Here is a 19,152-nt window from a genome sequence, read left to right on the forward strand (position 1 = left end):
CTATCGTTCAGAAAAAGAACGATTCACTCCTCGTCGTACCAATCCACTCTACCGTTTTTTCTAAACTCTCTTGGTGTCATGGTCGACCACGCTTTAAAACGTGTACTAAAGTTAGCGCTGGTCGGATATCCGACTATTTCTCCAATATGCTGAATTGGCCATTCTGTTGAACGAAGTAACCTAGCAGCATATTCCATGCGCATACGCGTTAAATGTGCCATTGGGCTTCGACCAAACTGCTTTTGAGTCAGTCGATGCAAATGAGGCTCCGAACATGGATATAGAGCCGCTACCTGCTCAACGCTCCAATCCTTATGGAGCTGACGTTGGACAAGGTCAAATACACGCCGAAGCCTCAATTGGCTGCGTGATATCGACTCTGAGGGCGGCATGTTTAACATCAGCTCTAACTGAGCCACACTATGCTCACCTACCGCACCACCATAATCGATTGGAAGGTGAATGCTGCGTAGTAGTGTTTGGATACATGCATACATCACTTCAGGTGTAGATGAAAGCTGATAGCGAACATCACATTCTAATATCGGCCACTCTCTATCAGGAGCAAGAAAAAGCCACGCGATCTGCCAAGGTTCTTCTTCTATACCAAAACCGTTTTCAACACCTGCGGGTACTGTAATCAACGAGCCCGGTTCCAAATCGTATCGACAAGCCCCACTCTCTAGCCACCCTTTACCACGCACCGTATAGAGCAGCATGTGTTTCTTTTGGTTTTTACGATAAACAGAGAAGAAGTCACGACAAGTGGCAATGCCGCACTGCACAATGCCTCTCTCCTCAAGTGCTAATACTCGACTGTGATCAATAAACTCTTGATAAGTTTTTTCAGAAATCGCGTAGCGTTCTTGTTTATCTTCCATGATTTATTGGCTCACATGTGCGTTAGTAGAGAGTTTTACAAAGGTTTTGGATTCCTTTGAAAAATACACCGCCAAATCATGAGGATAAACTACTCGCATTAATCTTTAAGGAGAAATGCGATGCTCTTAACACGCGAATACATCGATAAAGTATTTTGGCAAAAACTGATTACGATTGGCCTACCTGTTTCACTTCAGTCCATGCTTTTTGCTTTGCTCGGCGTCGTGGATATTTTCATGGTAAGCCTACTCGGTGAATCTGCAACGGCAGCAGTTGGAGTTGGAAATCGTATCTTTTTCTTCAACCTAGCGGTTGTCTTTGGCCTATGCGGTGCAGTTACCGTACTTGCTTCTCAATACTACGGCTCAGGAAACCTAGCCGGAATTCGCAGAACGTTGGCGCAATCGTGGTTTATTTCCATTTTGGTGACGCTGCCGTTTATCGCTCTTTATGCGATTTTTGATGAAGAGATCGTCTCTTTTATGTCAGACGATCCTGAATACGTCACTTATGCACGTGATTATCTTGTGGTTACGGGCTTTAGCCTCATTGCTACGGCGATAGTAGTACCGATTGAAGCGGTATTGCGCTCCGTGGGCCAAACCAAACTGGCAACCAACGTTAGTATCTCCGCCATTGTCGTTAACGTCGCGCTTAATTATGTTTTGATTTTTGGTTTATTTGGTTTCCCTCAATGGGGCGTATTTGGTGCAGCCGTAGGTAGTTTTGTTTCTCGATTTTTCCAAACCGCCGTCTTGATTCATTTTTTCTACAAACGATATGCTTACCTAATTCCGACTAAGTTCGATTGGGTACAAGGCCGCTTAAAACAGTATCGAAAAAAGTACTTTAAGGTTTCTTTACCCATGTTGGTCCACGATGCGCTTTGGACTGGTGGATTGATCGTTTACAGCATCATCTATGGTCAATTGGGCGTTTCAGAACTGGCGATCATCTCATTCTTATCACCGATTGAAGGGGTACTGATTTCAACCTTTATGGGATTTGCGGTCGCTGCATCCGTTCTTCTTGGGAATGATATTGGTGCAAAACATTATGACCGAGTCGAGAAAACGGCGTGGTGGTATGTGTTAACCAGCGCAATCTTAGCCACCTTGCTGTTTTTCCTAGTGTGGTTGAGCTCGCCCATGATTCATCACCTATTGGTACTGAGCCCGTTAACCGATGCAGACATGGCACTTAACGTATGTTTAGTCATGGCGCTAGGTATGATTTTGAGGGTGTTTAACATGGTTGGGATTGGCGGCGTACTAAAGAGTGGCGCTGATATTCGCTATAGCATTTTCATCGACACGTTCGGTCAGTGGGCTATTGGCATCCCCCTTACTTATTACACAGGCATGGTGTTAGGGCTGCCTTTGCATTTTGTCTTGATGTCTCTGCTCGCGGAAGAGTTAGTGAAAGGCGTACTGACGACTTACCGTATTCAATCTAAACGTTGGATAAATAATATGGTTGAAGATGACCAATCGGTGACAGCGTAACCAAAAAGACATTAACGAACTCACACCAAAAGGGCTCACCCGTTCTGCACGCGTGAGCTCTTTTTATGTGCGGAGAATGCTTGATTAGATGTCCGTAAATCGATGAATGATTTGGTTTGAACTGCCACGCCATTCGAGATTGAGGTCTTTCTTGTCTTGTTCAAACTTACCATCAATCAAAACATCGATGTATTGCACCACTTCCCTTTGCGCGTCATTCAGTTCCGTCAGCGTGTAGCCAGTCCAAACCCAAATGTCTTTACCTGGGCACGCCTCTCTCACCCTTTTCACTATCTTCAAAATATGAGGCACATTAGCAGGGTGAAGCGGATCTCCACCCGACAACGACAAGCCACGGCGTTTGATACGCGTGTCGTTTAAGTCAGCGATGATTTTGTCTTCCGCTTCTTGCGTGAAAAGTACACCAGAATCCAAACGTTGCGTCGACTGGTTATAACAGCCACGGCACTGATGCACACAACCCGACACAAACAGCGTACAGCGCGTACCCGGTCCGTTAACAACGTCAATTGGATAGTATTGGTGGTAATTCATAATGCGTCTCTGTGTTATCGCGAAAGAGAAAATCAACCTGTTTAAAGTTGATTTTCAAAGTGTAAAACGAGTGGTAGTTAACCTTACAGGTGTTTAACTCGGCGCTTCACTTCTTCTTGCTTACCGAAGTTAAACGGGCGTGCATCTGGGCTGCCTAGGTAGCCACAAACACGACGTGTCACTGACACTTTGGTTGAATCATGGTTGCCACAGCTTGGGCAAGTGAAGCCTTTACTTGTACAGTCAAACTCACCGTTGTAACCACACTCGTAACACTCATCAATTGGCGTGTTAGTTCCGTAGTAAGGCACTCGGGTGTAACTGTAGTCCCATACGTTTTCTAGTGCTTCAACGTTACGTTGCATGTTCGGGAACTCGCCGTAACAGATAAAGCCGCCGCTTGAGATTTCTGGGTAAGGCATCTCAAAGTCGATCTTGTCGTATGGGTTCACCTTCTTCTCAACATCTAGGTGGAAGCTGTTGGTGTAGTAACCTTTGTCTGTTACGCCTTCAATTACGCCGAACTCTTTCGCATCGATGCGGCAGAAACGGCTACATAGGTTTTCACTTGGCGTTGCATATAAGCTGAAACCATAACCTGTTTCGTCAGCCCATTGATTCACAGCATCTTTTAGATGCTTGATGATCGCGACCGCTTTTTCACGCAAAACAGCGTCATCATAAACGTGCGCTTCTGTACCGAATAGCGCGTTAATTGTCTCGTGTACACCGATGTAACCAAGAGAAATAGACGCACGACCGTTCTTGAAGATATCTGCGATTGAGTCGTCTGCTTTCAAGCGAACACCACATGCGCCTTCCATGTATAGGATTGGGGCCACACGTGCTTTCACGTTTTCAAGGCGAGAGATACGTGTCTCTAGTGCTTTACGAGCAAGACGTAGGCGGTCATTTAGAAGCTCGTAGAATTTCTCTTCGCTTCCGTTTGCACGGATAGCGATACGAGGAAGGTTCAAGCTCACGACGCCAAGGTTGTTACGACCTTCGTGAATCAGCTCACCGTTTTCTTCGTAAGTACCAAGGAAGCTACGGCAACCCATTGGGGTTTTGAATGAACCCGTTACTTCCACTACTTTGTCGTAGTTAAGAATGTCTGGGTACATACGCTTAGACGCACACTCAAGCGCAAGTTGCTTGATGTCGTAGTTTGGATCTTCTGATTTGTGGTTCAAGCCATCTTTGATGCCGAATACCAGTTTAGGGAATACCGCTGTTTTACGGTTCTTACCTAGACCTGCAATTCGATTCTTCAGAATCGATTTCTGGATCAGGCGGGATGCCCAGCTTGTACCAAGACCAAAACCGAACGTAACGAATGGGGTCTGACCGTTCGCTGTATGCAGCGTGTTTACTTCGTATTCTAGAGATTGAAATGCGTCGTAACACTCTTTCTCAGTGCGCGCTTTTGCGAACTCTTCTGGCTCAGCAATGTTCCACTCTTTTGCAATCTCTAGGTGTTTCTCGTAGCTTGTGATTACGTACGGCTCTAGAACTTCATCAATACGGTTGATGGTTGTACCGCCGTAAATGTGGCTCGCGACTTGAGCAATGATTTGTGCTGTTACCGCTGTTGCAGTCGAAATTGATTTTGGCGTATCAATCTCAGCGTTACCCATTTTAAAACCATGCGTCAGCATGCCTTTAAGATCGATAAGCATACAGTTAAACATTGGGAAGAACGGTGCGTAGTCTAAATCGTGGTAGTGAATGTCACCCACTTCGTGCGCTTGAACCACATCGCGAGGAAGGATGTGCGTCTTCGCGTAGTGTTTCGCTACGATACCAGCCAACAAGTCACGTTGAGTCGGAATTACTTTGCCGTCTTTGTTCGCGTTCTCGTTGATTAGATCCAGATTACTTTCTTCAATCAAACCTTCGATTTCGCGAGTTAGTGCACTTTGCTTCTCACGAGCGATGTCGCGATCGTGGCGATATTCAATGTAAGAACGCGCTAGGGCTTTGTAAGGACCTTGCATGAGTTCATTTTCGACTAAGTCTTGAATCTCATGGATGTGAACTTCATCGTGTTCTCTTAACTGTAACTCGACAGCAAGAGCCACATTAAGAGCATAAATAGCGACATCCTTATCTTTGTTTTCCGCTGCTGCTTCAACTGCTGCTTGGATACGATCCCTGTTGAACGGAGCTCTTGATCCGTCGCGTTTGATTACGATTGGTTTCACTTTGTTCTCCTTACCCGAGCATACTCACAGAGTTATCCACAAACACACTATATGGGGTTATTTGTTATTCTGGCAACACAATATATTGTGGCGTATTTAACGAGAAGCACCACTCGAAAACATTGATTTTGATCAATAAAGATTGGCTAGCGAACAAGAAGAAATCGATCTTATTGGCGTTGATCTCAGTTGCGAAGAAAACCATGAAAATTGCAAAATTGGTACTAAATCTACTTGCTATTTTTGGAGGTCTTGTAGGATAAAGGATGGAAAGGAATACGCTAAAAGATAGGAGTGCAACAGGCCAAAATGCGATCACTTTTTGTTACGTTAATATTACTTTTTAGTTCTCTTTCATTTGCTCAAAACTCCATCAATCTAACCAGTTGGAACATAGAATGGTTATCTATAGATGGTGGAAAAGTGTCGAGAACACCACAAGATTTTGAAAAGCTGACCCACTATGTGGATAAAACACAAGCCGACATTTTTGCTTTTCAAGAAGTCGAAAGTGCTGCTGCCATCCAAAAAGCCGTTGGCAATGACTTCACTATTTATCTTTCCGATCGTTCAAACGCCTCCAACCGACACCTTCAGTTTAACGACACCAACCAATACACAGGCTTTGCCGTGCGCAATGGCGTAAGCGTATTAGACAAGCCAGACTTCTCTATCACACGAGGCAACAGCAAGCTTCGCTTCGCGAGCTACCTTGTTTTAAATCCAAACCAAGAAAACGAGACTCACCTACTCTCTGTACATCTGAAAGCGGGTTGCAGTGGCGCGTATCGTAATAACCGCGATTGTAAGATAGTGAAACAACAAGGACAGGCACTAGCTAAGTGGATAAAGGCGCGCGAGGACAACAAACAACATTATGTCGTGCTTGGCGACTTTAACCACAACTTGGGTTATCAAGGAGATTGGTTGTGGGACGTGATATCGGACAATACTAGTGCAAAGCTAGTGACTAAAGACACTAAAGCGGAATGTAAAGTGCGCTCTAATCGTAATCCGAATAAAACCCACCAATTCCGCTCGGTGATAGACCACATCATTGCGAGTGGTGATTTAAAGGCGTCGTCTGGTGTTCAAACCGTTTTCAAAACACAAGATGTACTCGACTATAAACTGAGTGACCATTGCCCGGTTTCTACGACACTCACTTTTTAGCGTTTAAGTACTCTTTTTAACGTTGAAGTACTTTCTTTATTGACGAACCACTCTTTTAGCGGTGAATGACCCAACCAACATTGCCGCTATAAAGAGCAGAACTTGTGTGTTGCCAGTAAAAAGGCTGGCAACCGCAGGACCAGGACACACACCCAGTAAGCCCCAACCAATACCAAACAGTGCTGCACCACCGACTAACTTTTTGTCTATCGTTTTAGAAGTCGGACAGACAACCTCATCACCAAACACAGATTCGCTTCTTGGCTTTATTAATAAAAGATAAGCAGGAACGAACACAACAAGTGCTCCGCCCATTACAAAGGCTAAGCTTGGATCCCATGCTCCAGTAATATCGAGAAAGCCAATCACTTTTGCCGGTTCAGCCATACCAGAGACCACCATACCAATACCAAAGAGCACACCAGAAAATGCAACAACGGACATTTGCTTAATACTTTTCATTACATGAGTTTTCATAACGGCACTATTCCTCACGATACTAGCAAGACGGTTAACATGGCTGTGGCCATAAAAGTACACGTCGCGACCACAGAACGGATTGAGAAACGCCCTATCCCACAAATACCATGGCCACTAGTACAACCATTGCCGATACGCGTACCAACACCGACTAACAAGCCAGCAACGATAACTAAAATAAGAGAACCGCTGTACTGATCTGGTACATGCCCGCCAAGAACATAAACAGCAAACAAGCCACCTAATACCATCGCAATTAAAAAAACAATTCGCCAAACGCGGTCTGCGCTCTCAACGGCACCGTTTAAGATCCCACTGATCCCAGCAGTCTTGCCAGTAAATAGCATCAGTGTTATCGCTGATACGCCAACTATTATGCCGCCCAAAAGCGACATCCAAGGAACTTCAAACATAGCATCCGCCAAACTAATTACTTACAGAAAACTTGCTTAAACGCTTCAACCAGCGGACCAACTCTTTCATCAGAAATTGAATAAAATACCTGCTGAGAAACCTTCCTAGCTTTAATGATGTCGTGCTTTCTCAATACGGTGAGATGTTGTGAAAAAGCAGATTGGCTTAATGATGAACCTTCAAACAGTTCACCGACCCCTTTCTCGCCTTCAATCAGCTTACACATCACGATTAGGCGCTCTGGATGAGCCATAATTTTAAGCAGCTCACTCGCTTCGGTCGCACTTTGTAGCATACTGTCGCCCATTCTTATGCCTCTTCATTACTACATTACATTTCATTAGATATTACTAATTAATATTATTAAGTCAATGCTAATGTAGATTAAATAACATTAGACTCAGCTAATTTATTTAAGTAAGGTGTAGGCGTTTTCGATCATTCAGCAGGAGAAATCCATGAGCAAAATCGTGATTATTGGTGGGGTTGCTGGAGGTGCATCTGCAGCAGCTCGCGCTCGTCGTTTAAGTGAAGATGCAGAAATCATTATGTTTGAACGCGGTCCATTTGTGTCATTTGCAAACTGTGGCTTACCCTATCACATTGGTGGTGATATCCAAGAGCGCAGCAAACTGCTTCTTCAAACGCCTGAGAGCTTTTTAGCGCGTTTCAATGTTGATGTCCGTGTGATGAACGAAGTGGTTTCTATTAACCGTCAAGACAAAACGGTTACGGTTAAGAATTTGCTTGATGGCTCGGAATACCAAGAGAGCTACGACTTTCTTCTACTCAGCCCTGGCGCAGGTCCAGTTGTGCCGCCTATTCCGGGTATTGATAACCCGTTAACGCACTCGCTGCGCAATATTCCAGATATGGATCGCATCATTAAAACGATCGAAACCAACAAAGTTGAACACGCTACGGTCGTTGGTGGTGGTTTTATCGGTTTGGAAATGATGGAAGCCTTCCACCAGCTAGGCATAAAAACCACATTAGTTGAAATGGCGGATCAAGTGATGACGCCCGTTGACCGTGAAATGGCTGGCTTCGCACATGCTGAAATTCGTGAGAAAGGCATCGACCTTAAACTTGGCGTCGCACTTGAGTCGGTGAAATTCGTACCTAACGAGCACGTGGCAAGTTTCGACTCTGGTGAGAGCGAAAAACACCAACATCTAGAAGGTGAATTGGAATTAACACTAAACAACGGTGAAAGACTCACCACCGATATTTTGATTATGGCAATTGGTGTTCGCCCCGAGACCAAATTAGCGAAAGAAGCTGGCTTAGAAATCGGCGCTCTTGGTGGTATTTATACCAATGAATACATGCAAACCAGCGATCCTTCGATCTACGCTGTCGGCGACGCGGTAGAAGAGAAAGACTTTGTGACTGGCGAGCAAACTCTAGTGCCACTTGCGGGCCCGGCAAACCGTCAAGGCCGAATGGCAGCAGACAACATGCTTGGCCGCCAAGAAACTTACCAAGGTACGCAAGGCACGGCGATCTGTAAGATTTTTGATTTAGCCGTCGCTTCTACTGGTAAAAACGAGAAACAGCTGAAACGTGAAAACATCGCTTATGAAAAAGTGTATGTGCATACAGCAAGTCACGCGAGTTACTACCCAGGTGCAGAAACCGTGTCATTCAAAATGCTGTTTGATCCAGTAACAGGTAAAATATTAGGTGCGCAAGCAGTAGGTAAAGACGGTGTTGATAAACGTATCGACGTAATGGCAGTTGCTCAGCGTGCTGGTATGACGGTAGAGCAACTGCAACACCTCGAGCTAACTTACGCGCCACCTTATGGCTCTGCTAAAGATGTAATTAACCAAGCGGCGTTTGTGGCAAATAACATCATCAAAGGCGATGCGACCGCAATTCATTATGATGAAATGGATTCACTGACAGAAGACCAACTGTTACTTGATGTTCGTAATCCTGGTGAATTGGAGTCCGTTGGTTATCTTGAAGGTGCAATTAATATTCCTGTCGATCAACTACGTCGTCGCATGCACGAACTTCCTAAAGACAAAGAGATCGTGATTTACTGTCAAGTTGGGTTACGCGGTAACGTAGCATACCGTCAGCTGGTCAACAATGGTTACAAAGCCCGCAACTTGATTGGTGGATACAGAACTCTCAAATTTGCTCGCTTATAACTTGATAATAAAAAAGAGAAAACCACGTGCTTGGTTTTCTCTTTTTTTGCAGGAAAGAAAGCGTAGATCATTCACCTTCAATTGCCAAACGGACTGCTGCTTGAGCATGGATAGAAGTGGTATCGAGTAGTGTAACATCGGTGTGACTTTGGTTTACAAGTAAGGCAATTTCAGTACACCCGAGAATCACAGCTTCAGCTCCCTGCTCTTTTAGTTTTTCAATAATTTGCAAGTATATCGTCCTTGACTCCTCTTTGATTTCACCTTGGCATAACTCTTTATAAATAATGTTATGTACTTTAGAGCGGTCGTCTTGATCGGGAATGATGACATCAAGCCCATAGAGGTCTGAAAGCCTTCCTTTATAAAAGTCTTGCTCCATTGTGAATTGAGTACCAAGGAGTCCGACCTTTTGAACCCCTTTCTCACGAAGTAACTCAGCAGTCGCGTCTGCGATATGTAGTATGGGGATATTAATACTGGCTTCAATTTGAGGCGCAACTTTGTGCATTGTGTTAGTACAAATAAGAATGAAGTCAGCGCCCCCTTTTTCTATTGAAGATGCAGCATCAGATAGAATGCTTGCCGTTTCTTCCCATTTACCTTGATGTTGAAGCTTCTCTATCTCTGAAAAATTCACGCTATACATACAAATTTTTGCAGAATTTAGGCCGCCTAACGCCTCTTTTACTCCTTCGTTGATCAATTTGTAATAGCTAAGCGTCGACTCCCAGCTCATACCACCTAGAAGGCCGATAGTTTTCATATAACTCTCCAATCGTTATACACCACCGTGTCAGGGGGGTTACAAACAAAATTAACCACTTAAATAAGAAGCATTCAAGCGTATTCACTATTGAGCATTGGGTAACACGAAAATAAAATCATTCCCACAGGGACCGCTACGCGATTCTCATATATCCTCGCAATATCGTTACCGCACTTCCAGAAAGTTTAACGTGCTCAGTGCTTAACAACTCTGTATGAACGACCCCACTTCTCTTAGAGGCTTGGAAGCCTTTCAGTTGCTTTTTGTTGAGCTTTTTAGCCCAGTAAACACATAAAGCGCAATGTGCAGAGCCTGTAACTGGGTCCTCGTTAACACCCACCCAAGGCGCTAAGTATCGAGAGACAAAATCGGCGTCAGTGCTTGATTGAGCAGTGATGACGACACCACGACCTTTTTGTTTAAGCAGCACACCAAAATCAGGGTCGAGCTGTTCAAGCACAAATTCATCATTAATGACGATCAACTGCTTATTATCAAACTGACCGTAGGCGACTACATTGGCGGCATCTAGCCCCAAACCATGAAGTAAGTCTTTGTTAATACTCGCTCGCATATCTAAAGTTGGAGCAGGAAACACCAAATGAATTTCTTCATGATCGAGTTGTGCGGTTAAAACCCCAGATAGCGTAACGAACTCAATCGTATCTCCAGTATTATATAACCCCTGCTCTTTCAGAACGTGCGCCGTTGCAAGTGTGCCGTGTCCACACAAAGCAACTTCCGTCCTCGGTGTAAACCAACGAAGTTGCATTGTACTGAGTGACAGAAATGCAGTTTCAGATAACGACATCTCGGCCGCGATGGCCAACATCGTTTCCTCATCAAGGCTTGACTCTGTGATACAAACACCCGCGGGATTACCTTTGAAAACCTCTGATGTAAACGAGTCAACCTGAAAAATTTTAACTTCCACGAAATATCCTTAAGTTCTATCAAACACGTAATTCTGTATCACGTGATTTTTAATATCTGTTGTTTGAGCGAAAAAACCTATGAAATTTTCTACCAACCTTATAGGTCTTGTTGGAAGCGCTAACAAACAGGAGAATGTAGTTAATTATGCAAAACGTAAAAAGCCATCATCAATGTGACTCAATTGGATATCTTATCGGAGTTTTCGGCGTTTCTTTAGTTCTAATATGGATTGGTATTTATAAATTCACACCTACAGAGGCCAAGCTTATACAACCGCTCGTTGAAAATCATTTTCTGATGAGTTGGTTGTATGATGTGATGTCAGTTCAAGCCGTATCAAACATCATTGGCGCAACAGAAATCATTGTCGCTATTGGATTAATCGTTGGCCTTAAAAACACACGAGTCGCTTATTTTTCTGGCATAGCCGCCGCAATTATTTTTCTTGCGACACTCAGCTTTCTAATTACGACACCGAATACATGGAAAGTGTCTGATGGGGTTTTGGTGACAAACTTCTTTTTAGTAAAAGATATTCTATTTTTAGCCATTGCGATTAGCGTCATCGAACGAAACAAGCCAAACAGAGAATAACTCTAAATAGTTCGAAATCTTGTTTTTCCAGAACGTAGCCTGAAAGGTGCAAACGACTTACAAGTCGAATGGTTCTGTCAATAACTCTAAATAAAGGCTCTTAAATTTAGAATGTTTAAGAGTCTTTGCCTCTTAATTATGCGAAACAACATCCTAGCGTAAAGTGAAAAGAAAAGCCTTTCACTCTACTGCTAAGGTTTATTGATACTTTGCCGAAGTAATGAACTCACCGAATGTCTCGCACCATACAACAACCGTATTGTATTCAGAAATTGAAGTGCTTTGAGGAACCTCAACAACGAAGTTATCGAACGTTTTGACATCACCAATTAAGCTCATCTCAGATTTAAGGTCATTAAACTCTTGTTCCGTTTCGACAAACTTAGGAGATAGATAGAGTTTATAGTCTGGTCCGGGAGCGAGTTTTCCTACCAACGTAATGACTTCAGAACTCAAATGAATCTCTCCCTCTCCCCAATGAAAAGCATCGCTACCTTTGAGTTCCCTCTTAAACACTGCGCTGTATTCTGCACCTTGCTTACTCTTAGCAACTTGCTCATCGGTCGGCGCAGGTGGTGCAATAAGGATCGGTAAAGTATAGATACCTATCGCAATGCCAATAGAAACTGCCACTAAGTGACTGATTGTTAATTTAATTATATTTTTCAAGGTCATAAGCATCTTCTTATTAGTTTTACTACTTGAATTTAGATTCAAATCGGCCTTATCTGTCTATTATCGAGCAGCATAATGTCATTAACATTATACACAAGCTATGCGCACTAAATGCAGACTGAGCGCAATTAAAAACGGCTGATAATTAATATCAGCCGTTTGCTTATCGGAAATGTCGTTGTGCCGGTTTGGTCACTATTCCGCTTCCACCAAAGCGATCTTATCGGATATCGATTTTTCCAATTTTATCGCAATAAACTTAGAGGTTGGCGTAAACGTTCTATCCCCATAACTGTCCAAAGGAACTAATGGGTTTGTTTCTGGATAGTAAGCCGCCGCCTGACCTGCTGGTACATCATAGGCAACAAGCGTAAATCCGCTCACACGGCGCTCAACGCCATCTTCCCACAATGACACCATGTCCACTTTGTCTCCCGGTTCAAAACCGAGTTTACGAATATCCTCTTCATTGATAAACAGCACTTCGCGCATACCAAATACTCCACGATAACGGTCATTCAAGCCGTAAAGTGTCGTATTGTATTGGTCGTGTGAGCGCATGGTTTGCAAGATCAAATCTGGCTTTTGGCCTTTTTCGAGTATCGCTTCGCTGATCAACTGCTTCGGCAACTCGCTAGAGCTGAACTGTGCTTTGCCGCTTGGTGTATTCCATCGACGCTCGGCAGCTGGGTTTACCAAGTGGAATCCACCCGGGTGTTTAAGCTTATGGTTAAAGTCGGTAAAGCCCGGAATCGTGTCGGCAATCAAATCGCGAATACGGTCGTAATCTTCAATCGCCCACAACCAATCAATTGGTTTTGCCCCGAGTGTAGCATTGGCAATACCGGCAATAATCGCTGGTTCTGAACGCAAATGCTCCGAACGCGGTTTTAGCTGACCAAATGAGATATGTACCATGCTGAAGGTATCTTCAACCGTCACGCCTTGTGGGCCAGTCGCTTGCTGATCAATCTCAGTACGGCCTAAGCATGGAAGAATAAGCGCATCTTTACCTGTGACAAGGTGAGAACGATTTAACTTCGTCGAAATGTGTACGGTTAAATTACAGTTTCGCATCGCGTTGTGCGTACGTTCTGTGTCTGGCGTTGCTTGTGCAAAGTTACCGCCCAAACCGATAAATACTTTCGCTTGCCCTTCTTCCATCGCTTTAATGGCTTGCACAGTGTTGTGGCCTTCACCACGCGGGACGGCAAAGTTAAATCGACTTTCAATGCGATCCAACAACAGATCTGAAGGTTTTTCATCAATGCCCATCGTACGGTCGCCCTGAACGTTACTGTGACCACGCACTGGTGAAAGCCCCGCTCCCGACTTACCAACGTTACCTCGTAACATTTGCACGTTTGCGACTTCTTTAATGGTTGGCACAGAGTGACGATGCTGAGTCAACCCCATCGCCCAACACATGATCACACGTTCTGCACGTCGATACATGCTCGCCACCATCTCGATTTCACTTAAATCAAGACCCGATTGTTCCGCGATGTGTTCCCAAGAGGTTGCGTCCACTTCAGCCAAATACTCATCAATACCTGTTGTGTGTTGCTTGATGAATTCACGATCAAATACCGCTTTGCCACCGTTTTGCAATGCCTCGCGTTCCCATTGCAACAAGAATTTCGCGATGCCACGAAATACAGCCATGTCTCCGCCCAAAGCAGGACGCAGGTACGCCGTGTTTGTAGGCTCTGAGCCGTTACTCAACATCTCAATCGGCATTTGTGGGTTTTGGAAACGCTCTAATCCGCGCTCTTTGAGCGGGTTTAGACAGATAACCTGTGCACCACGTTTTACCGCTTCACGCAGAGGTTCAAGCATTCGTGGGTGGTTCGTACCCGGGTTTTGACCAATCACGAAAATCGCATCAGCTTCTTCAAAATCATCAAAGATCACTGTGCCTTTACCAACGCCAATGGTGTCTTTCATCCCTATTGCACTGGCTTCGTGACACATGTTGGAACAATCTGGAAAGTTATTGGTACCGAATGCGCGCACAAATAGCTGATACAAAAACGCCGCTTCGTTGCTTGCACGACCAGAGGTATAAAACTCAGCTTGGTGTGGTGAATCCAATTGATTGAGATGTTTCGCGACAAGTGCAAAAGCCTCATCCCAAGAGACAGGCACATAGTGGTCGGACTCGGCATCGTATCGCATTGGGTGCGTGATACGGCCTTGGTATTCCAACCAGTAATCGGTTTGCGTTGAGAGAGAAGAAACGCTGTGATTGGCAAAAAACTCAGGATCAACCAGACGATTGGTCGCCTCCCAGTTTACCGCTTTCGCGCCATTCTCACAGAAATTGACTTTACCGCTATCTGGCGACTCACCCCATGCACATCCCGGGCAGTCGAAACCGCCATTTTGGTTGGTTTTGAGCATAGTGCGAATGTTTTTAACTGCATTTTCACTGCCCCACCAACTTCTGGTTACGGCTTTCAGTGCACCCCAACCACCAGCTGGACCTTTGTATGTTTTTATTTGTTCTTTTTGGCTCACGACTTTACTCCTCGCAGATATACCAGCAAGCAGGGTGCCCGTGAAAACAAGCGCGTTATTTATTGAGATAATGCGGAAGTATTGAAGGGCTTAGTTTCTAATCCATGTATTTTTTAATCCAAATAAGTAACCACTCAACATGCTCTCGCTTGTCCGAGCGTTTACTTATCTAGATTCTTGATATCGGATACCCGCCTACTGTTTCTAAGACTGGTAGATTCAATTCGCATTGTTGCGTCTTGATCTAAATCAAAGATTAAGTCGTTATTCAATATGCGTCCAATTGATAATCCTGACCGAGTGATAAACAAAATCTATGACGAATTTTTCCACTGACGGTCATCACATTTTTAATCAATACAATTTATGAGGTTAATCGTTTTCCCATCCGATTCCACCTAGCTCGCTTAACAAACTCAATAAAATCGGCACTCTTGATAATAGATAATATCTATCACACTATAGATACTTTAAATTTGACCCTAATTAATATCAGGAATAGCCTTGATTCAGATCAATTTTGAGTGTGGTTTTATTCTTGACTTGGTTTTGGTTTTCCATTCCCCAGTTAAAACGCTCCAGCGCTTAAAAAGTACGGTAGTGCTGTGCCCTTTTTAGGGAGTTCTCCCGTACATGTGACTCACAACGCAAGGTTAACAAGCCATTATGGATATCAAACAACTTAAATATCTCATCGCACTTGAACAGACCAAACACTTTGGTCAAGCCGCCGCATTGTGCCACATTACGCAGCCTACCTTGTCCATGAGAATCCGAAGCTTAGAGGAAGAACTCGATCTCGAATTAATCCAAAGAAGTCAACGATTTGAAGGGTTTACTGAAGCAGGAGAACGCATTTTAGCTTGGGCAAAAACCGTCTTAGCAGCTCATGATGGATTGCAAGCTGAAGCCGCCAACTGCCGTGGTCAGTTGGTCGGCTCTCTTCGGCTTGGAATGGTGCCACTCGCCAGCCAAAACCCGATGCAATTGCTCAAACCATTAGCTCACCAGTTCCCTGAGTTACGCTTTCAAATACTCTCCATGACGACCGAACAGATCATAGACCAACTCAATCGCAATCAACTAGATTTGGGGATGTGTTATGTCGATCAAGTTAACACCGCTTACTTCGATGTTATCGAGCTCGACTCGACAAAACTTGGCGTATTATTCGATGAGCGTCATTTCGATTTTGCCGAATCTGAAGTGTTGTGGGAGTCACTCAATAACATTCCGCTAGGGCTGCTTTCGAAGGGTATGCACTATCGCCACTCAATTGATCTTAGCTTTGTGAGTAAAGGGCTGGTTCCGCAAACCGTCATTGAAAGTAACTCCACCTTTCACTTGATCCAAGCAGTAACCAGTGGCCTTTGTTGCGCTATTATGCCGCTAAACTGTGGATTGGAAGAGTTGAACGATACGCTTCGCATTATCCCTATCGAAGAAGCCGCCGTTCACGCCCCGCTAGGTTTGTTAAAGCGAAAACAAGAACCCTTCTCCGCGCTAACCGATCAGTGCTTCGCAGAAGCGAAAAACATATTCAATCGATAACAACAACCCACACGTCAATTTTTGGCATACATAACGGCTTATGAGGTGATTTCATGAGATGTACTACTCAATCTTATTTTGAACTGTCCGATTTCAATCAAGCACCACCTCAACCAAGTGCGTTCAATTACCGAGAATTGATTGATGGCCGCCCAGTGCAACAAATGTCGCTGGCGAGTGAATCCGCCTTAGCTATCAGCTACAACGGCATTAGCCAAGCGGTCATGATGGTGACGCCAGGCCATCTGGAAGACTTCGTGAAAGGATTTAGCCTAAGCACAGGCATCGTCCACGACTTCAAAGAGATCAAAGACATTGAAGTTGGTGGCGATCACGAATCTCACTATGCGGAAGTGGAAATCAGCAACCGCGCTTTCTGGGCTTTAAAAACACAACGCCGGAATCTTGCCGGCACAACCGGATGCGGCATTTGTGGTGTCGAGGCTCTGGAACAAGCTTTGCCTGATTTAGCACCGCTAACACCGTCTCTTCCTCCGCGCTCCGATGTATTTGAAGGGCTGCGAGACAAAGTCGCACTGCATCAAGAAGCCGCACGTGAATCTGGCGCGTTACACGCCGCCTTATTTGCAGATTTACAAGGCAACATCAAGTTGTGCCGAGAGGATATCGGCCGCCACAACGCGCTAGATAAGTTGATTGGCGCATTTGCCAACAATCACATCGAACCTCAAAGTGGCTTCGCTATCATGACAAGCCGTTGCAGCTTGGAGTTGATCCACAAAGCCGTTCGCGCGCGTATCCCCACTCTGGTTTGCTTATCTGCACCTACAGCGTTAACCGTCGAATGGGCAAGAAGAAACCATTTGAACCTAATTCACTTACCAAAACACGGCTCGCCGCGTCTATACAGCCCTGCGCCTTAACACGTCAACCTAGCCGAATTCCTAATATTTCTAACAGAGACCTCTGGGTCTCTGTTGTTTGTTTCTCATTCGCGATTGATAGCTAGCAACGAGACACTATTCTTCCAACCAAACGTACTCACCCCTTGTCAGCACTAAGCTTACGCATATTAACCTGCTTGCATTTGAACGCTTTCCAATCCGATAAGAAACCAGTCAAAAACCCATAAATTAGTAAGGATTTTGTGTGACTCTTTTCACGCTTTTCCGCCTTCCTAGGCATTTCTAGGAATTTTTCCTAGCCGATCTAGGCAACCATCTCATGTGCCTCACAAAACCACTCTCTAGAATTCCGCTCAGTCAAAGGTAACAAGAGCGCATAACGGTCTCCGTTGTGTTTCTAAAACAATTACAAGAGAGTTCATCATGTTAAAATTCCTCGAACAGGTGCGGAAGCCGACCCTCGATCTTCCTGTCGAAGTTAGAAGAAAGATGTGGTTTAAACCGTTCATCCAATCTTACTTGGTCGTATTTATCGGCTACCTAACCATGTACTTGATTCGTAAGAACTTCAATGTCGCGCAAAACGACATGATCTCAACTTACGGTTTGAGCATGACAGACCTAGGTCTTATTGGCCTTGGCTTCTCCATCACATACGGCATCGGTAAAACCGTTGTGTCTTACTACGCTGACGGTAAGAACACCAAGCAATTCCTCCCTTTTATGCTGATCCTTTCAGGTCTTGCAATGCTTGGTTTCAGCTTCAGCATGGGCGGCGGTAGCGCAAGCCTGTTCTTGATGGTGGCTTTCTACGCTCTAAGTGGTTTCTTCCAAAGTACTGGTGGCCCTTCTAGTTACTCAACCATTACAAAATGGACACCTCGTAACAAACGCGGCTCTTACTTAGGCTTGTGGAACATGTCACACAACGTTGGTGGTGCGGGCGCAGCGGGTGTTGCTCTTTTCGGTGCCAACTACCTATTCGACGGCCACGTAATCGGCATGTTCGTGTTCCCTTCTATCATCGCGATCATCGTTGGCTTCATCGGTATGCGCTTTGGTAGCGACTCTCCAGAAGCTTACGGTCTAGGTAAAGTAGAAGAACTTTTCGATGAAGCAGTGAGTGAAGAAGACACCGCCGCTGAAGAAAACCAGATGACCAAAAAAGAAATCTTTGTTGAATACGTTCTTAAAAACAAAGTTATCTGGCTACTTTGCTTTGCCAACATCTTCCTTTACATCGTTCGTATCGGTATCGACCAATGGTCAACGGTATACGCGTACCAAGAACTTGGTCTGTCAAAAGAAACGGCAATCTCTGGCTTTACTCTATTCGAAGTCGGTGCGCTTGTGGGTACTTTGATGTGGGGTTACTTATCTGACTTAGCAAACGGTCGCCGCGCATTGGTTGCTTGTGTGTCTCTTGGTTTGATCATCGTATCGCTTGAGTTCTACCAACACGCCACTAGCGAGTTCATGTACTTGGCCTCACTATTTGTATTGGGCTTCTTGGTGTTTGGTCCGCAACTTCTTATCGGTGTTGCCGCGGTTGGTTTTGTCCCTAAAAAAGCAATCAGTGTGGCTGACGGCGTAAAAGGTACATTCGCTTACCTAATCGGTGACAGCTTCGCGAAACTTGGTCTCGGTATGATTGCAGACGGTACACCTATCTTCGGCTTAACAGGTTGGAAAGGTACCTTCGCAGCTCTAGATACCTCCGCCATGATTTGTATTGTTTTGCTTGCTTTCGTCGCTATCGCGGAAGAGAAGAAGATTCGACACGCGAAGAAGCTTCAACTTGCACAAAACCAAGCCTAACTTCTCTGCGCGCTTTACTTCGGTAAAGCGCGCAAGATCATTAAAAAG

General features: G+C 44.7%; 17 protein-coding genes. 7 read left to right on the forward strand and 10 right to left on the reverse strand.

Annotated elements, in window-relative coordinates:
• Positions 1 to 23 precede the first annotated feature (23 nt).
• On the reverse strand, positions 24 to 881 hold the full coding sequence (locus KJB35_RS19855; RefSeq protein WP_213907658.1) for an AraC family transcriptional regulator: 858 nt from the start codon (positions 879 to 881) through the stop codon (positions 24 to 26).
• Between the two features lie 120 nt (positions 882 to 1,001).
• On the opposite strand from KJB35_RS19855, the gene KJB35_RS19860 reads away from it, so the two are divergent.
• Entirely contained in the window at positions 1,002 to 2,387 is a 1,386-nt protein-coding gene (locus tag KJB35_RS19860; protein ID WP_054700902.1) for an MATE family efflux transporter, read from the forward strand.
• Between the two features lie 84 nt (positions 2,388 to 2,471).
• Here KJB35_RS19860 and nrdG read toward each other — a convergent pair whose 3' ends face one another.
• Together nrdG and nrdD are read right to left on the reverse strand one after the other, a co-directional pair.
• Positions 2,472 to 2,942 carry an anaerobic ribonucleoside-triphosphate reductase-activating protein gene (gene nrdG, locus KJB35_RS19865; protein WP_213907657.1) on the reverse strand — a complete coding sequence of 157 codons (471 nt, stop codon included), beginning with the start codon at positions 2,940 to 2,942 and terminating at the stop codon, positions 2,472 to 2,474.
• Between the two features lie 83 nt (positions 2,943 to 3,025).
• Positions 3,026 to 5,146, reverse strand: a complete 2,121-nt coding sequence (nrdD, locus tag KJB35_RS19870) for an anaerobic ribonucleoside-triphosphate reductase (protein ID WP_005388026.1) — start codon at positions 5,144 to 5,146, stop codon at positions 3,026 to 3,028.
• A gap of 309 nt (positions 5,147 to 5,455) precedes the next feature.
• On the opposite strand from nrdD, the gene KJB35_RS19875 reads away from it, so the two are divergent.
• Positions 5,456 to 6,319 carry an endonuclease/exonuclease/phosphatase family protein gene (locus KJB35_RS19875; protein ID WP_025767757.1) on the forward strand — a complete coding sequence of 288 codons (864 nt, stop codon included), beginning with the start codon at positions 5,456 to 5,458 and terminating at the stop codon, positions 6,317 to 6,319.
• 36 nt (positions 6,320 to 6,355) lie between these two features.
• On the opposite strand, the gene KJB35_RS19880 is transcribed toward KJB35_RS19875, so the two are convergent.
• The 3 genes from KJB35_RS19880 to KJB35_RS19890 are packed head-to-tail and all read right to left on the reverse strand — an operon-like array spanning position 6,356 to position 7,520.
• On the reverse strand, positions 6,356 to 6,796 hold the full coding sequence (locus tag KJB35_RS19880) for a YeeE/YedE family protein (protein WP_154204408.1): 441 nt from the start codon (positions 6,794 to 6,796) through the stop codon (positions 6,356 to 6,358).
• A 14-nt stretch (positions 6,797 to 6,810) separates the two neighbouring features.
• The gene (locus tag KJB35_RS19885) at positions 6,811 to 7,224 is read right to left on the reverse strand and encodes a YeeE/YedE family protein (protein ID WP_254901900.1); all 414 of its coding nucleotides are present in this window, start codon (positions 7,222 to 7,224) and stop codon (positions 6,811 to 6,813) included.
• A gap of 5 nt (positions 7,225 to 7,229) precedes the next feature.
• Positions 7,230 to 7,520 (reverse strand): metalloregulator ArsR/SmtB family transcription factor, encoded by a 291-nt coding sequence (locus tag KJB35_RS19890; protein ID WP_005376206.1) that lies wholly within the window; start codon positions 7,518 to 7,520, stop codon positions 7,230 to 7,232.
• A 151-nt stretch (positions 7,521 to 7,671) separates the two neighbouring features.
• Between KJB35_RS19890 and KJB35_RS19895 the strand changes: the two genes are divergently transcribed.
• Positions 7,672 to 9,375 carry an FAD-dependent oxidoreductase gene (locus tag KJB35_RS19895; RefSeq protein ID WP_104976080.1) on the forward strand — a complete coding sequence of 568 codons (1,704 nt, stop codon included), beginning with the start codon at positions 7,672 to 7,674 and terminating at the stop codon, positions 9,373 to 9,375.
• 67 nt (positions 9,376 to 9,442) lie between these two features.
• On the opposite strand, the gene KJB35_RS19900 is transcribed toward KJB35_RS19895, so the two are convergent.
• Positions 9,443 to 10,141 carry an aspartate/glutamate racemase family protein gene (locus KJB35_RS19900; RefSeq protein ID WP_176311566.1) on the reverse strand — a complete coding sequence of 233 codons (699 nt, stop codon included), beginning with the start codon at positions 10,139 to 10,141 and terminating at the stop codon, positions 9,443 to 9,445.
• A gap of 136 nt (positions 10,142 to 10,277) precedes the next feature.
• On the reverse strand, positions 10,278 to 11,078 hold the full coding sequence (locus KJB35_RS19905; protein WP_176311567.1) for a PhzF family phenazine biosynthesis protein: 801 nt from the start codon (positions 11,076 to 11,078) through the stop codon (positions 10,278 to 10,280).
• A gap of 146 nt (positions 11,079 to 11,224) precedes the next feature.
• On the opposite strand from KJB35_RS19905, the gene KJB35_RS19910 reads away from it, so the two are divergent.
• Positions 11,225 to 11,674, forward strand: coding sequence for a YkgB family protein (locus KJB35_RS19910; RefSeq protein WP_005376100.1), 450 nt, complete (start codon positions 11,225 to 11,227; stop codon positions 11,672 to 11,674).
• Between the two features lie 198 nt (positions 11,675 to 11,872).
• Here KJB35_RS19910 and KJB35_RS19915 read toward each other — a convergent pair whose 3' ends face one another.
• The gene (locus KJB35_RS19915; RefSeq protein WP_005376099.1) at positions 11,873 to 12,349 is read right to left on the reverse strand and encodes a DM13 domain-containing protein; all 477 of its coding nucleotides are present in this window, start codon (positions 12,347 to 12,349) and stop codon (positions 11,873 to 11,875) included.
• A 195-nt stretch (positions 12,350 to 12,544) separates the two neighbouring features.
• The gene (locus KJB35_RS19920; RefSeq protein WP_213907656.1) at positions 12,545 to 14,869 is read right to left on the reverse strand and encodes an FdhF/YdeP family oxidoreductase; all 2,325 of its coding nucleotides are present in this window, start codon (positions 14,867 to 14,869) and stop codon (positions 12,545 to 12,547) included.
• Between the two features lie 666 nt (positions 14,870 to 15,535).
• Here KJB35_RS19920 and KJB35_RS19925 point away from each other — a divergent pair.
• The 3 genes from KJB35_RS19925 to uhpT all read left to right on the forward strand — a co-directional run bounded on the left by KJB35_RS19925 (position 15,536) and on the right by uhpT (position 19,104).
• Entirely contained in the window at positions 15,536 to 16,420 is an 885-nt protein-coding gene (locus KJB35_RS19925) for a LysR family transcriptional regulator (RefSeq protein WP_005376096.1), read from the forward strand.
• A gap of 53 nt (positions 16,421 to 16,473) precedes the next feature.
• Entirely contained in the window at positions 16,474 to 17,304 is an 831-nt protein-coding gene (fdhD, locus tag KJB35_RS19930) for a formate dehydrogenase accessory sulfurtransferase FdhD (protein WP_213907655.1), read from the forward strand.
• Between the two features lie 405 nt (positions 17,305 to 17,709).
• Complete coding sequence (uhpT, locus tag KJB35_RS19935) at positions 17,710 to 19,104, forward strand: hexose-6-phosphate:phosphate antiporter (protein WP_021707729.1); 1,395 nt, start codon at positions 17,710 to 17,712, stop codon at positions 19,102 to 19,104.
• Positions 19,105 to 19,152 lie beyond the last annotated feature (48 nt).

It is taken from the genome of Vibrio sp. D431a (assembly GCF_030248655.1).
GTDB classification, from domain to species: domain Bacteria; phylum Pseudomonadota; class Gammaproteobacteria; order Enterobacterales; family Vibrionaceae; genus Vibrio; species Vibrio alginolyticus.